The organism is Kurthia sibirica (assembly GCF_003143975.1).
Taxonomy (GTDB): Bacteria; Bacillota; Bacilli; order Bacillales_A; family Planococcaceae; genus Kurthia; species Kurthia sibirica.
In genome coordinates this window covers 189,804-205,190 of sequence record NZ_QFVR01000005.1, presented here as the reverse complement: position 1 = coordinate 205,190, position 15,387 = coordinate 189,804, and the positions used below count along the sequence as shown (strand labels likewise).

Annotated in this window: 17 protein-coding genes; 8 read left to right on the top strand and 9 right to left on the bottom strand. The window is 32.9% G+C overall.

What is annotated here, in order from left to right; genetic code table 11:
- Positions 1 to 519: 519 nt before the first annotated feature.
- Together DEX24_RS05990 and DEX24_RS05985 are read right to left on the bottom strand one after the other, a co-directional pair.
- Complete coding sequence (locus DEX24_RS05990) at positions 520 to 894, bottom strand: nucleotide excision repair endonuclease (RefSeq protein WP_109305499.1); 375 nt, start codon at positions 892 to 894, stop codon at positions 520 to 522.
- A gap of 61 nt (positions 895 to 955) precedes the next feature.
- On the bottom strand, positions 956 to 1,204 hold the full coding sequence (locus tag DEX24_RS05985) for a hypothetical protein (protein ID WP_109305498.1): 249 nt from the start codon (positions 1,202 to 1,204) through the stop codon (positions 956 to 958).
- A 323-nt stretch (positions 1,205 to 1,527) separates the two neighbouring features.
- On the opposite strand from DEX24_RS05985, the gene DEX24_RS05980 reads away from it, so the two are divergent.
- On the top strand, positions 1,528 to 1,725 hold the full coding sequence (locus DEX24_RS05980; RefSeq protein WP_109305497.1) for a helix-hairpin-helix domain-containing protein: 198 nt from the start codon (positions 1,528 to 1,530) through the stop codon (positions 1,723 to 1,725).
- Positions 1,726 to 2,376: 651 nt separating this feature from the next.
- Here the strand turns inward: DEX24_RS05980 and DEX24_RS05975 are convergent.
- The 7 genes from DEX24_RS05975 to DEX24_RS05945 form a co-directional block, all read right to left on the bottom strand.
- The gene (locus DEX24_RS05975; RefSeq protein WP_109305496.1) at positions 2,377 to 3,117 is read right to left on the bottom strand and encodes a GTP pyrophosphokinase; all 741 of its coding nucleotides are present in this window, start codon (positions 3,115 to 3,117) and stop codon (positions 2,377 to 2,379) included.
- A gap of 278 nt (positions 3,118 to 3,395) precedes the next feature.
- Complete coding sequence (locus DEX24_RS05970; RefSeq protein WP_109305495.1) at positions 3,396 to 4,235, bottom strand: aldo/keto reductase; 840 nt, start codon at positions 4,233 to 4,235, stop codon at positions 3,396 to 3,398.
- Between the two features lie 141 nt (positions 4,236 to 4,376).
- On the bottom strand, positions 4,377 to 5,309 hold the full coding sequence (locus DEX24_RS05965; RefSeq protein WP_170112864.1) for an ABC transporter permease: 933 nt from the start codon (positions 5,307 to 5,309) through the stop codon (positions 4,377 to 4,379).
- A complete protein-coding gene (locus tag DEX24_RS05960; RefSeq protein WP_109305493.1) occupies positions 5,287 to 6,198 on the bottom strand; it encodes an ABC transporter ATP-binding protein in 912 nt (303 codons plus the stop codon). The genes DEX24_RS05965 and DEX24_RS05960 overlap by 23 nt, the downstream gene beginning before the upstream one ends.
- Positions 6,199 to 6,202: 4 nt before the next feature.
- Positions 6,203 to 6,898: an ATP-binding cassette domain-containing protein gene (locus DEX24_RS05955; protein ID WP_109305492.1), complete on the bottom strand. Its 696-nt coding sequence runs from the start codon at positions 6,896 to 6,898 to the stop codon at positions 6,203 to 6,205.
- The gene (locus DEX24_RS05950) at positions 6,891 to 7,262 is read right to left on the bottom strand and encodes a GntR family transcriptional regulator (RefSeq protein WP_109305491.1); all 372 of its coding nucleotides are present in this window, start codon (positions 7,260 to 7,262) and stop codon (positions 6,891 to 6,893) included. The genes DEX24_RS05955 and DEX24_RS05950 overlap by 8 nt, the downstream gene beginning before the upstream one ends.
- Entirely contained in the window at positions 7,259 to 8,038 is a 780-nt protein-coding gene (locus tag DEX24_RS05945) for a hypothetical protein (protein WP_109305490.1), read from the bottom strand. The genes DEX24_RS05950 and DEX24_RS05945 overlap by 4 nt, the downstream gene beginning before the upstream one ends.
- Positions 8,039 to 8,147: 109 nt before the next feature.
- On the opposite strand from DEX24_RS05945, the gene DEX24_RS05940 reads away from it, so the two are divergent.
- The 7 genes from DEX24_RS05940 (at position 8,148) to cls (ending at position 15,281) form a co-directional block, all read left to right on the top strand.
- The gene (locus DEX24_RS05940) at positions 8,148 to 8,840 is read left to right on the top strand and encodes a YjjG family noncanonical pyrimidine nucleotidase (protein ID WP_170112863.1); all 693 of its coding nucleotides are present in this window, start codon (positions 8,148 to 8,150) and stop codon (positions 8,838 to 8,840) included.
- 259 nt (positions 8,841 to 9,099) lie between these two features.
- Positions 9,100 to 9,930 carry a polysaccharide deacetylase family protein gene (locus DEX24_RS05935; RefSeq protein WP_170112862.1) on the top strand — a complete coding sequence of 277 codons (831 nt, stop codon included), beginning with the start codon at positions 9,100 to 9,102 and terminating at the stop codon, positions 9,928 to 9,930.
- Positions 9,931 to 10,394: 464 nt separating this feature from the next.
- Positions 10,395 to 11,129, top strand: coding sequence for a Cof-type HAD-IIB family hydrolase (locus DEX24_RS05930; protein ID WP_109305487.1), 735 nt, complete (start codon positions 10,395 to 10,397; stop codon positions 11,127 to 11,129).
- 105 nt (positions 11,130 to 11,234) lie between these two features.
- Entirely contained in the window at positions 11,235 to 11,699 is a 465-nt protein-coding gene (locus tag DEX24_RS05925; RefSeq protein WP_109305486.1) for a hypothetical protein, read from the top strand.
- A 58-nt stretch (positions 11,700 to 11,757) separates the two neighbouring features.
- Positions 11,758 to 12,585, top strand: a complete 828-nt coding sequence (locus tag DEX24_RS05920; RefSeq protein WP_170112861.1) for a DUF2785 domain-containing protein — start codon at positions 11,758 to 11,760, stop codon at positions 12,583 to 12,585.
- A gap of 372 nt (positions 12,586 to 12,957) precedes the next feature.
- Positions 12,958 to 13,554, top strand: a complete 597-nt coding sequence (locus DEX24_RS05915; protein WP_109305484.1) for a hypothetical protein — start codon at positions 12,958 to 12,960, stop codon at positions 13,552 to 13,554.
- 197 nt (positions 13,555 to 13,751) lie between these two features.
- On the top strand, positions 13,752 to 15,281 hold the full coding sequence (gene cls / locus DEX24_RS05910; protein WP_109305483.1) for a cardiolipin synthase: 1,530 nt from the start codon (positions 13,752 to 13,754) through the stop codon (positions 15,279 to 15,281).
- Positions 15,282 to 15,387 lie beyond the last annotated feature (106 nt).

Genomic DNA, 15,387 nt, shown 5'->3' with positions numbered 1-15,387 from the left:
CTAAATGAAAAAGAGTAAGAAATAGACAATAAAATAAGGCACTTTCTGTTCAAATCGAACAGAAAGTGCCTTATTTTTATCTAAAAAATCAACTCGTCATAAAAAACGTAAGTTTTTCAGTGCCCTCGCATCACCTACGGTTTTATATGAATTATTTGATTGCCTATTGGCGTTGTAAGCGTCGTTCACTTCGTTATGTGAAAAAGTGTGTATTTACGAAAATGAAATCGTATTAAAGGTATAGTAGGTATATTTTAATGCTATACTCAAATGATTCAACTAGCAAATAATCTAATCAATATTAAATACGTCAGTCTCAATCGCTTCATGTGTTTTTGCATCAGCAATTGATTTGAATAGAGGTGATTTAACGGATCAGATTTGATGAACCTGTGCTTTTTTCTGTCTATTTTTCTAAAATGTGAATTGTTTTAATACCGCAACATATATAATAGAACCCAAAAAAATCAATAAAAAGAGCGTAAAGAAATTAATCTTTACGCTCTTTTTATATAAGTATTATTCAAAAAATGCTTTGTCTGGATTTAATTTCGAACGTAATTTGTTAACCATATACGTTTCATAAATTTCACGTTCCATTGCATCTTCAATAACGAAAACTTCAATTTTAGCGACTTCTTTACGGTGATCCTTAATAGGTGAAACCGTATCAGAGAAATGTTTTTTTAGTCTTGGGCGTAATTTACGCGCTTTACCTACGAATAATAAATCATTGGCAGCATTAAAGAATAAAATAATTCCGCCTTTATCACGTGGGATCTCATGGAAATCGATGAAGCCAAAGATTGGAGAAATAACAGCTTCGCCCTCTTTAAGTACTTGTTCACGTTGACGAATAACTACGTCTGGTTTTGGTAATTCAATTTTAATCAAAAAGTTCACGTCCTCTTATTCAGATACATTTAAATATAACATACTTTTTCGTATTAATCGACTATTGCTTTGATTTTCGTTTTTTTAAAGCGTTTAGTTCTATCCAAATATCAATAAGCAATATTAAAATAACAAGACTGCCTCTTAATCCTTCAAAAAACTCACCAGAAAAGAAGTAGGAGCCGATTGCGAAAACGAGTATGACATGGAGGTTGTTTTTATTGAATGGTCTTTTGTTGTCGATCATTTGTAGGAAGACAACAATATAAACGATGATACTTGCAATATTTAATAACAAAAAGATATCCATTTGATTTATCACCTCTGCTAGTAGTATAGAATGAAAAAGATAAAATCTATAGCTTATTTATGAATAAATCGATGAGGATTATAGAAAAAAATAACAAATTCATAAATCTGTCATATCTATTTTGAGAAAAACACAGAAATCTCACAATTTTGTTAAAACTGTGCTAAAATATTGTATTTGTAAGTGCTATATTAATGAACGAGGATTTTGCGTATCATTGCGATAGATTGGACAGTTAGATAGAGAAAAAAACGGTAATCTAAGTATTGTACTTTATTGAATAAATGAATATAAAATTATTAAACAAAAGGAGGGCTTGATGAATGAATCATTGGCCAGAGGGAGTAGCTCGACCTGCGATTCGTGCACTGCATACTGCGGAGTTATACAAATTAGAAGATCTACAATATATCGATGTAAAAAGCTTACAACGCTTACATGGTATCGGCCCAAAAGCATTGGCCGCTTTAAAAAAAGCAATGGAAGAACAGGGCTATGTATTTAAAGTGGAATCTGATTAGCTTGTATATGGACAATCAAGTATCGTACTACATTGAGCTCACTAGATAAAATAATATTTTTCATTTACCTCTTTAGCAGTCAGTTGTACTTGTCGAAGGGGTATTTTTTTATTGAAAAAGGTCCTTCTACTTTCTAATCAAGTAGATTTCGCTTTTAAAGTATGCCACGTACCTATTACTCAAGTGACGATTCTATATGGAATAGGTGCGAGCTGTAACGAATAAATAACTTTGACTATGCTGATTAAATATTTTTTCAGTATAGGGTCAAGTGTATAGGACACATGATTTTGCCCTATATAGCGCTTTTAGAAATGATTGACTATCAAGGGCACGCCCATTAATGGATAGCATCTCTTATAAATTTCATGGAAACCTGTAGCTCATAAGGCAATTTTTATACGTGGATCACCTTAGATTTTATGCGTTGGGTGAATCGCTAAAATAAGGCTCTTTTAAAAGGAAATCAACCTGTTTATGTTAGTCTGCTGTCTCTTATGTAACGATATTATTTGAAGATGAACGATTCATTCTAGTCATAAAGAAATCCCATTTAAATAGTATGTTAACTACAGATTATCGTAGTCTTTTTAACAGTATCTATCAAAAGGGGATCTTTATGCATTCTTTTCTTAACATCATTTTTTATTATTATTTATCTTCAAAATGGGACATATCAATTTCCTTCAATGCACTATAAAGTCGAGCAGCATCTGCAGAAATACTGGTGCTGATTGGTTCTTGATCTGCCGCTTTTAAAATATTTATTTCATCATTGAGCGATTCCATCTTCATATCAAGTAAAGCGGCAGTTTTTGCGGCTTCGAGTAGTTCATCGGTTAAATGTTTTGGAATTTCTTTTTTATATTTATAGTATATTTTATGTTCTAAACTTGCCCAAAAATCCATAGCAATTGTGCGGATTTGCATTTCTACAAAAACGCTCTCCTCACGATCAGATAAAAATACCGGCACGCTTAAAATAAGGTGTAAACTCTGATAACCTGATGATTTTGGCGTTTTAATATAATCTTTGATATCGATAACCTGTATGTCACTTTGTTTAGAAATCATCTCTTGAATGCGATAGATATCGGACACAAAAGAACAGGTAATACGAATACCCGCAATATCTTGGATGTTATTTTTAATAACATCAAGATCAAAGGATAGATTTTTACGTTGGATTTTTTTGAAGATGCTTTCTGGTGTTTTTAATCGACTATTAACATGTTCAATAGGATTGTAATCATGAATTAAATGAAATTCCTCTTTTAGTATTTTGACCTTTGTGCCAATTTCATCAAGTGCAAAACTATAATTCATCATAAAGCGAGTCAATTCAAGTTTTAATTTTTTGGTTTGATCTCGAATATCCTGTATATTAGCCATAAAATCACCCCTATATCATATCGTAAAACAAGTATAACGAAAGACCGGCAGATTTTCTAAAGAAAAGGAGTAGTGTATATAAAAAATAGGGTTCTGTTGCAAAGTTTAACAGCGTAAAATAATTGTCCTATGATTTTGTGCTGAATGCCCATCAACTACTTTCACTCTTTTGATTGTAAATGAAACTGTGCAACAGAACCAAAAACTGTACCACAAGTATTAATACGCCTTACATAGCTGTAATAGCGTTAATACTTGTGGTACAGATCCTCGTAAATTTATTTGCCGAAATTGAAAACTTCGGGATTTGAACCATAATGGAAATCTTCGTTTAACGCATCGATTGTAGCCATATGTTCAGCGCTTAATTCAAAATCAAAAATATTTAAGTTTTCAGCGATACGAGAAGGAGTCATTGATTTTGGAATGGTTACAATACCAGATTGAATGTCCCAACGTAAAATAATTTGAGCAGCTGTTTTATTATACTGCTTAGCGATGCTAGTTAGTACGTCGTTATCTAATAATTCACCATTCATCAGTGGTGACCAGGCTTCAACACGAATAGAATGATTTTCACAATATTTGCGTACAGTTACCTGTGTAAGTTTAGGCGATAATTCAATTTGGTTAATGGCTGGAATAACTGTTGTTTGACTTAATAAATTTTCAAGATGACGGACATGGAAATTACATACACCAATTGCTTTAACGCGGCCCTCTGCATAAATTTTTTCAAGTGCTTTCCATACCTCAATATAATGATCATCCTGTCCTGGCCAATGAATCAAATAAAGATCTACATAATCTAATCCAAGTCTTTTTAAAGAATCATCATACGCTTGAAGAGTCTCGTCAAAAGATAGACCGTCATTCCATACTTTTGTCGTGATGAAAAGTTCCTCGCGTGTAACGATACCTTCTTCAATGGCTTCACGAATCCCTTGACCGACAGATGTTTCATTTTTATAAATAAAGGCAGTATCAATGCTACGATAACCTTCCTTGATTGCTAATTTCGTGTTGGCGGCTAAATCCTGACCTTCTTGGGAACGGAAAGTACCGTAACCAATCGATGGAATTTCAATACCGTTGTTTAATGTAAATGATTTGGACATGATATGTACCTCTTTTCAATATGAATTTCTGCCATTTAATAGCACAGTACCATAATTATTAACTATTGGGATTTATTTGTATAGTATTTTGCATTGGAAATAAAAAAACATGCTCATAAAGGACTGAGCATGTTTGTCGTATTAAGCTGTTACATCGCGTTTATTAAAGATCAAGAAACTAACGATGATAAAGATCACTGCATAGATGGCCATGATTGTTAACGCAAAACCAATCGTTAAGCCAGGAATGAAGGAAGTATCTGCTAATATACCTGATAAATCTGTTACGCTAAACCAGAGGTATTTAACGAATGTATATTGACTTAATAGGGCAATAAATGTTCCAGATGCAAATGTGATAAATAATGTTAAACCAATTGCTAAAGAACTAGAACGGAATAATGTCCCCAGCATGAAAGCGAATAGCACAGACATTGTAATTTCACCATATGCCAAACCATATTCTTTTAGTACATCAAATGCTGGACTTTTCTCGATTACTTTATTGCCAACAACTGTCAGTATCTGACCTTTTTCGCTGAAAAATACAAGGCTAGAAAGCAAGCTAATCACATAAGTCAGCAAACCTAAGGTAATAGAAAAAATAAAAGTTGTCAGTAATTTTGACAGAAGTATTTTCCAACGAGCAATAGGACGCGTTAAGAGCATTTTGATCGTTCCTGTTGAAAATTCAAAGGATACGATACCTGCCGCAACAATCACGGAGAATAAAGAAATAAACATCACTAAAAATTTGCTATTACTAAGGAAACTGCCACCAGTATTCATATTAGTATCATCGATGTCATGCTCCAATTTATAGTGAGCTAGTGTCAGATCATCTTTGTACATTTTAGCTTCTTTGGCATCTAATTGCCCACTATCCAGTTCTTTTTGCATTTCGTTAATAGTGATTTGCTGGTTTTTTTTCCAGTCATTTGTATTGTCTAAAGAAGAAATCCATTTCATACCACCTAATAGTATGAAGATAGATAGAATGGACATAATGAGCATAACCCATGTCGCTTTTTTAGCCCAAAGTTTTACCCATTCATTTTTGATTAGTTTGATCAATTTGTCCGCCTCCAGTCATTGCTAAGAATTGGTCTTCCAATGATTCGTGGAAAGGAATAACACTGAAAATAGCCAATTTATGATGTGCTAATAACGCGATGATTTCGGGCACTTGAGCACGTTCTGTTTTAACTTTATAAATGGACTGATCTAGCGTGAACTCATAGTTATTTTCCGTTAAAATTGTGGAAGCATCTTCTTGAATATCAAAAAGATAGTAGCTTTCTTCAGGTTGATTCATCTCACGTATATCTGTTAATACGCCATTTTGAATAATGGCAATTCTATCGCACATTAATTCAATTTCAGATAATAGGTGACTTGAAACAATCACGGATACCTGTTCTTTTTCTGCAATTTGACGTAAATAAACACGTAATTCTTTAATTCCAGCAGGATCAAGTCCATTGGTAGGCTCATCTAAAATTAGAAATTTTGGTTTATGTAACAAAGCTTGCGCTAAACCAAGACGTTGGCGCATACCCAATGAATATGTGCTCACTTTTTCATTAATTCTTTTTTCTAAGCCTACTTGTTTAATCACTTCATCAATACGTTGTTTTGAAATATTCGGGTGCATATTGGCAAAGTGCTGTAGGTTCTTATATCCCGTCATAAATTTATACATTTCAGGATTTTCTACAATTACACCAACTTGACTAATGGCTTTTTCATAGTTTTTAGTGATCGATTGTCCATCGATCATAACATCTCCACTAGTTGGGGCCATCAAACCAGTCATCATCCGAATAGTTGTTGTTTTACCAGCACCATTAGGCCCTAAAAATCCAGTGATTTGTCCTGGATATAAAGAGAGATTGACATCTTTGATAATATGTTTACCTTTAATCGTCTTGTTGAGATTTTTTAATTCTACGATTGCGTTCATTTAATCAATCCTTTCGATATTGTTTTTTCATCCATGAAACGGCATCTTGCTGCCATTCTTCGCGGATTTCTTCTAGTGTATCAAAGGCGATTACTTTGCTATCTTTCAACAGAAGCAAGGCATCTAATATCGGTTCGACTTCGTATAGCTCATGCGTCGACAAGACAATGGTCTGTGTCTCAGCATCAGTATACTTGATTAAACCTTTAATCAACGATTCTCTTACCATTGGATCAAGGCCAGAGAACGGTTCATCCATAAAGTAATACGGTACTTCGCGACCGAGCGTAACAGCCATCTTCAGACGACCACGTTGCCCTTTTGAAAAAGTGCTGATCTTTTGTTGTAAATTAACTTCTAAAAAAGCAGCAATTTCATTGGCCTTTGCGATATTAAAATCAGCGAACTGACTTTGATAAAATTGGAAAAGGTGGCGCCCTGAAAAATACGGATAAAAATCATCTGTATCAGGTAAAAAAGCGATAGAAGTAGCATTTTGATGTGTTAATCGCTGACCATCTAGTAGTATCGAACCTTGATCGGCTTGTATAATACCTGCCATCAAACGGAGTAATGTAGACTTACCAGCTCCATTTTCCCCAGCCAAACCAATGATCTTCCCAACAGGAATATTCAAATTAATAGTATTCAAGATAGCTTTGTTAAGAATTTTGTAAGAGACATTTGTCATGCTAATCATCAAGTTCACCTCGATACTTTTGTAGTTCAAATAATATTTCATCATGACTAAAGCCATGTTCTTCGATTTTTCGCACAAACTCTTCGGTAATTTGTTGTTTAATTTTTTCCCTTAATGCAAGTAGCACCGAGTCATCTGTAGTAATGAAAGTACCTTGTCCACGTTTTGTTTCGGTTAAAGCCATTTGCTCTAGCTCCTTATACACCCGCTGTACGGTATTGACATTGACGCCAACTTCTAAAGCATACTCACGTACTGAAGGGAGTTTATTGCCCGGTAATCGCTCATTGCGTACAATTTCACTACAAATACGATTAACAAGTTGACTATAAATAGGTAAATCACGAGTGAATTGTATTGTCATCGCTTCAGCACCCTTTCCAACCATTGAACGCCAACTAATAAACTCACAATAAAGAGGATGAAATTAAAAATCATTTCAGACAAATAAAATTTAGTAGCAACGTTAAAAGAAGCATCAAGACCGAGATCAATTTGAGGAAATGAAAAATCAATATTCATATAATAACCATGCTCAAATAAGTTTTTATAAAACTCACTTTCAGAGAAGGAGCTAAAGGAAATAACAGCTGCCAATAATACGACAAAGATAATTAAATATGCAATGCGTCCGACATAACGTCGTAATAGCAATAAAATACTTAAAAGAATAAGCATAGTAGAAAAAGAAGTAAGTAATAAAAATAATAAGAAAACTAATGTAGCAAAGTAAGCTGGAATATAACAAATAACGGATTCATCAAGTATTAAATGTGTGGCAATGAGTAAGGTAATACCAATAAACATCAATTGTAAAAAGGCAATGAATAAGAAATAAATCACTTTAATACCAATTAATTTCCAAAACGGTTCCGGTGTGTGTAACCAAATATCAGCTTTTTTACTATCTTGATAGATGCTAATTGTAAATAAAAACGGTAATACAAATTGCATCAAAACGAGCATAAACATGGCTTGTAAGATTACTAAAGATAAATACTGTAATGAATCATCAAACCAGCGTGTACTAATGAATGGAATGATTAAAACCATCGTTAGCAAAATGATTGCATTTATGTAAAAGCCTTTAATCTGTTGCAGCCATTCACGATGAATTAAGCCACAAAAACGTCTATTCATTTGTTTTTCACCTCAAAATAATAGTGTACTAGTTAGATAGTACACTATTACTCTATTTGCTGCAACACAAATTTCATGTATACTGATACGCATTAGGAGTTGAATTATAGTGCTATATAAATATTTGCTTTTTGATTTAGATGAAACTTTATTTGATTATCAAGCTGCAGAAACCGCAGCATTGAACCGTGTTTTACAAGAATATGATGTTGTGGAGTACGCAGAGCAATTTAAAAAAACCTATCACCTGATTAATAATAAGCTTTGGTCAGATTATGAAAAAGGACTTGTTCAAAAGGACGAAATTTTGGCAACACGTTTTAGTAAAACAGTCGCACAGCTAAAACTGTCACTTGATGGTTCAAAGATGACAGTTGATTATCAATTATTTCTAGGGCAGGGCTATCAATTAATAGATGGAGCCATTAAATGTTTAGAAAAATTACGTCAGCAAGGTTTTAAACTATATGCTTTGACGAATGGTGTTGAAAGAACACAATTGTCTCGCTTAAGTGGTTCATCTTTAGACAGGTATTTCGAAAAAGTATATATTTCGGAACAAACAGGTTCACAAAAACCATTCCTTGCCTTTTATGATTTTGTCTTTAATAATTCACCAGAAATTGAAAAAGAATTTGCATTAATGATTGGTGATTCGTTGACATCAGATATTCAAGGTGCTATTAATGCAACCATTGATAGCTGTTGGTATAATCCTCACCAGATTGAAAATAATTCAGGTATTCAAGCAACTTATATAATTGGAAATTATGATGAATTAATAAATATAGTATCAAAATGAAAAAAAGTGTGCCTATCCGTTGATGGGCACACTTTTTTATTGGATTTTTTAACTAGATAAATTGCGTTAAAAAAGCCTTTAAATAGCATATTTCAATGATTACTAGCTTTTTCGATAGAATATTACTATTTTATATGGAAATAATATGTTAAACTTTTAATAGTTCAAACTTTTTATGGCAATTGTAACGTCTACTAGTTAAGAAAACCAATTGTAAATTAAAATTGGAAATGATTTTTAGATAGGGGATTTGAATAGTGTGAAAACATCATGGAAAGTAATTACAACAGGGCTAATTGTATTAGCCATTATCGTCGGAGGAATTATTGGATTTAAGGTCGAGCAACAACAAGCGGTATTAACGGAGTCAACCGAAGTAGCACCAGTAGTAAAAGAACCAAGTAAAATTGTTGCACCACGCAATGATAAGCAACACTATCAGCGTCAGGCGACACACAAAAATCCATTGCCAAAAAACGAAAAGATTGTCTATTTAACTTTCGATGATGGGCCAAGTGAATATACTGCAAAATTAACAGAGATTTTAGCGCAGCATAATATTCAAGCAACATTTTTCATGCAAGGTGTGAATTTGAAAAATAAAAAATTTACTAAAGCGGTAAAACAAGCTTCTCAAGAAGGTCATTATATCGGTGCACACAGCATGACACATAACTATAATTCTCTTTATGTGCAAAAGAATTTTGTTGCTGAGATGAACGAAACCATTCAATTAATCAAATCAATCACATCCAAAGATCATCGGTTAGTAAGAGCACCATATGGCTCAGCGCCAGGCTTACAAAATAAAGAATTACTAAATGAGGTAGTTTCTGCAAAATTAAAAGTTTGGGATTGGAATATTGACTCAATGGATTGGGCAAGAAACGCCACACCAGAGAGTATCCTATCAACAATAAAATCTGAAACTACTCAAAATACTGAAGTTGTTTTAATGCATGAAAAAGCAGTGACTGTAGACACATTACCGCGCATTATACAATTTTTTAAATCGCAAGGTTATTCATTTGAAGTGTATGGTACATATGACCATTTTCCAATGAATTTTGCTCACTCTAAAAAAATATAACCAAACTAAAAGCAGCCCTATTCAGGGCTGCTTTTTATTAGATTCTGAGAATATGCCAACCAGCAAGTAAAAGAGTACAACTGGTAAGTAAAAGAGTACAACCGGTAAGTAAAAGAGTACAACCGGCAAGTAAAAGAGTACAAGCGGCAAGTAAAAGAGTGCAACCGGCAAGTAAAAGAGTGCAACCGGTAAGTAACACCTGTTTTCAGTAAAATTTTTATTTTAAAATTATATTTCTAACATAGCATACAAATATAAATTGCGTGAAAATGAAAAAGCGTGTCGCATTCAAAGGCGTACTCTATGTTATACAGGTCAATCGAAAAGTAAGTGACTGAGTAATGGATGATGAATGAAAAGATAAAAAATAATGAAAAAACTATTAATTTGAAAATAAAGTACAAATAAGAGAAAATATGCTACTCTAGTGATAGAAAATATGTTCTTAAAGGAGATTGTTACGAGTGGCTATTAAATTAATTGCAATTGATATGGACGGTACATTATTACATTCAAATCATAAAATTTCTGTAAAAACGAAAAAAACATTACAAAAAGCGGTTGATGCAGGAATAATGGTAGTTCTTGCAACTGGTCGAGGTATGGCTAATATTCAATCTTATAGCGAGGACTTGAATCTACAGCAGCCCATTATTGCAGCTAATGGTGCCGATATTTATATAACTGCACAATCAGAAGGTATCAAAACATACTTAAAAAAAGAAGATGTTGATTTATTACATGATTTAGTGAATGAATATGCTATTGATTTCTGGGGTTTTACGCGTGACGCCTTATTTACAAATCGCATATTGACGAGTGAAGAGCGTCAGTACTGTCTGAAGTTTGGTGTACAAACAATGGATGAAGAAAAATTAGCAGCGTTCAATGATAGGATTCAAGGTATAGATTCTATTGAAATTACAAGTTCGTCTACCACAAATATTGAAATTAATTATAGAGGTGTAACAAAAGCTTTTGGTGTTCAAAAACTATGTGATCACTATCAAATTTCGATGGAAGACGTTATGTGTTTAGGTGATAGTGCCAATGATTTGAAATTATTTGAAGCAGTCGGTTTTCCTGTCGCAATGGAAAATGCCATAGCATCTTTAAAAGAAATTGCGCAAGCAATCACTGTATCTAATGATAAAGATGGCGTAGCAAAAGCTATTGAAAAGTATGCTTTGTCCAAATAGTCTCATACACTTTAATTTATGACCTAATTGAAATAACATTAGTAATGACAAAAAAAGATACATGATGTAAGTAAAAAAAGTTTGTAATAGAAAAAGGTGATAGTTGTGAATTTGGAATTTATGTCAACAGAGTTTGAACATTTAAAAACGGCGTATTACGATGATTTTTTCTTTCAACATGTTGAAGTAATTAATCAAGAGAATAATTGTAGTATTTTGGCATCTGATTTTCAAGGGAAATTTTTACAACTTATTTGGGATGCTTTGATAGAATTTTCTATGGAAGAGAAAAACATGACTTCTGTAATCAAAAAATTCGGCAAAAACAGTCCATATACGCTCTCAAAAACTAAAAATATTCTAACCATTTCGGAGTCAAATCAACAAAATATTTCAATTGATTTACATGTTTTTTTTGAAGCATATTACGAAGCAACGAAACGCTATTTGAATTTTATTAAAAAAGAAAATCCTCGAGTTGTTTATCAAGAGAATTTTCAACAACTATCTGCTAGTTGTTATTATTATGAAACACATCATAATACCAAATTGGTACAAGCTGATTTATAGTCATAATTACAATCGTTCTGTATGATAGAGTAGAATACATATTAGAATGGGGTTTATGATGACATATAGTGAAGTAGCAAGTAATTTATTGCAGCAAGACGTCCCGGCATTACAAGCTTTTTTTGCCGAAGCGCAAGAAGATTTTTTAGATCAAATGATCGAACATATTGGGGTTGAATCCCCGGAGGTTCGAGATTATATTAATTTAAGATTGCTGATAAAGGCTCAAGAGTGCAATGCACTAACTAGTGAACAACAGCATTACTTAATACGCACGATTATTGAGCAAGAATTACTTATTTTTAAACTGAATACAATTTCTTCAACCGCTGTATTTACACGCTCATTAGCAGCGGAGTGGGTACGAATACTTTTGAAGGATAATGTGAATATGCTCGAAAACGCTGTATATACAACGGTACTTGTCCAAGCTGTTTCATTACTAGAGAGAGAACGAGATTTACGTTCATATACGGAGCAGGGTTTAGCGTATTCGATTGTCAATAGCTCTAATTTGATAAAAGTACTTATGGAACATTCAACTTTTTCAGAAAAAGATTGTCCGCTGATTTTAGGTGCTGTATCCGCTAATTTCTGGAAAAACACAGTATTTATTGATAATGAAGAAGAGGTAATGATTGATCTCGTGCAAAAACTACTTACGTACAATTTAAAAGAAGAGCTGGTTATTGAGTGGGTAGAACAAATATTTGATAAACTCAATACGATTCAAGCAATTGAAGGCTATAGTGAATTATTTTTACACGCCCGTACATTGATTCTAAATTTCATGAAATCATTTTATTTTGTCACAAAATTCAATAATGGGTCAAAAAAAATACAAGCCGTATTAAGCCAGTTTATTAACGATTGGCACCGATTATAAGAACCCCTACTAATTAGCCTAGGATAATAGGTCTAGTTAGTGGGTTTTTTTGTCTTCTATAGATAAAAATAGGTATTTTTACATACTTTGAATGACGATTATAGAAATAGTAAAGATCATTTATATTTAGTTTCATACGCTTTAATCCGAATAAGCGAGTGAAAATTTCTTGAAATAATCGTAATATTGTACGATTTGTGATAAATTATTATGAAATGAACGACTTATTTCAAGAAAGATGATTATTTTCAGAAAATAATGTTTAATAAAGTTATAAATTGGATATAAAGTAGTAGGTATGTATAATACACTGTAACTACATTGGGGATATTGTACTTATAAGAGAATCAACTATCTGATGAGGTGAATAAAGTGAAATATACATTAACTAAAGATGCGTCATTATTTTTTATTGATGGCAATCAATTTGAAGAATTTTCTCAATTGATGAATTATACATGTGAATGTCATCGTTTCGAGCAAGGGTTGCTTGAGGTAGAAGATGTCGTACATAATAGCTTCAACCTGTGGTTAATGATGCAACCTGTATCAAAAGAGGTTATGGAGTCTATGGAAAAAACGATGTACTACACAGGTGATTTCCTTATTTTTGATGCAATTCGTAAGCATAAAATTTTTCACCAATTGCAGAAAAGTGTTGGAAACGATGAGGTTCGAAAGTGTAAAATTGCAACTTGTTTAGCAAATCAGCTAAATATTTGGTTGTTAGAAAAAATGGGTAACCTAAAAACATTATCTATTTTTCAAAATCATTCAACAACTTATTTTTTATTGTATAAACGCCATGATCTTTGGGAAAATCGTTTGTTTTTAGATGAGATAGCATTGTATACAAAGCACATTACAAGCGCTTTATCGGATCAATTAAGATTTGAACAGATCTTTATACGGGCAGCAAGTCAACTTGAACAATTGACTAGCTTTGAAACCGAAACAAAGCGTGCGTAGTAGCTATGTCTCTCTATTAGTCAACAGTTACTAGTATTTTAAGATAGCATCATCTCTTGACGGATCGTGTGGCGGGGGATGATGTCCATTTTTTTCAAATGTATACGAAGTTGATTTTGGGCATCCCATGCATGTTTGTATGTCTTTTTTTATTTGGCAACAAATCAAGTAAAAAATAGAAATGAGGAGAGGATTGTATGGTGAAGTTTTTTCAGACTTTTTTTATTATCGTAGCCCTATTAGTTGTTAGTTTTTTACTTTATAAACTAGATTCTACATATACAGTGATTTTTGGTTTGATTATGCAAACCATTGGTGTGCTGATTTGTATTCGATTGTTATTTATTGATAATCGAGAAACACCAAATAAAATTGCTTGGATTGTTGTTGTCGCAGTAATACCAGTAATTGGAACAATTATGTATTTATTTTTTGGGCGAAATCCACGTTCAAGAATCTTTTCTAAACATCAAATAAAAGAAGTGGAAAAAATTTTACAAGCAACAATTGCACAACAGTATATCTATGAAAAAAGCCATAGAAAAGAAAAGCCAAAAGTAGCATTAAGAATTGAGAAATTATCGAAAATGTTAGCTTTTGAAAACAATAAAATTAATATTTTGACAAATGGCGATGCCACTTTTAAACAAATTTTTGAGGATGTAAGAGCAGCTCAAAAACATATTCATATACAATATTATATTTATAAATCAGATGAACTTGGCAGTGAGTTATTGGATTTATTGGTCGAACGCGCAAAAGCCGGTGTGGAAGTGAGGTTTCTTTACGATGGTTGGGGATCCAGTAAGTTACCTACTTCATTTTTACAACCGTTAATAGATGCTGGTGGTGAGGTGAGGGCCTTTGATCCTGTATTATCACCGTGGATTGTCAGAACAGCGAATTTAAGAAATCATCGTAAAATAGTTATTATTGATGGAGATATTGGATTTACGGGTGGTTTAAATGTCGGAAATGAATATATTTCGAAGACAGCTGATTTTAAAAAATGGCGCGACACACATTTAAGAATGACAGGTCCTGCTGTATTAGAGCTACAAACATCATTCATCAGTGATTGGGTGTATGTATTGGATCGTGAAAATAGCTCAGAGCCATTTATTTCTAAAGCTGGGCGTGTAAAATACTTCTCACCCAAAGCTATTGAAGGTGATGAGATTGCGCAAGTAATTTGGGGTGGACCGTATGATACAGAAAAAATTATTCGAGATGGTATTTTAGATTTAATTGAATCATCACAGGAACATGTTTATATTTCCTCACCCTATTTTGTGCCGGATGAGGAAGCATTATCCGTTGTGAGAAGAGCAGCTTTATCAGGAATCGATGTACGCATACTCATGCCAGGTAAGGGAGATTCACCATTATCTTTCCATGCCTCTAATTCGTATAGGAAATCGTTGTTAAAAGCAGGAGCACGCGTTTTTAATTATGATAATGAATCATTTATTCATAATAAAATTATTATGATCGATGGTGAACGGGCGGCTATTGGTACGGCAAATTTTGATATAAGAAGTTTTCAATTAAATCATGAATTGATGGTCTTTTTATATGAAGGAAGTCCATCTGTCAAACATGTAGAAAAGGATTTTCATCATGATTGTTTAATGGCTGTTGAATATACGATGGAAATGGAAGAAAATAAATCAATTTGGCAGCATGTAAAAGAATCAATTTGTCGATTATTTTCACCGATTTTATAAAAGAAATTAGTTGGAAAATATTATATTATTAAATATATCCATATAAAAAGTGAGAAGTAGGCGCAGTTTAGCTAAGCCGTTTCTCACTTTTTTATATATGGTAAAG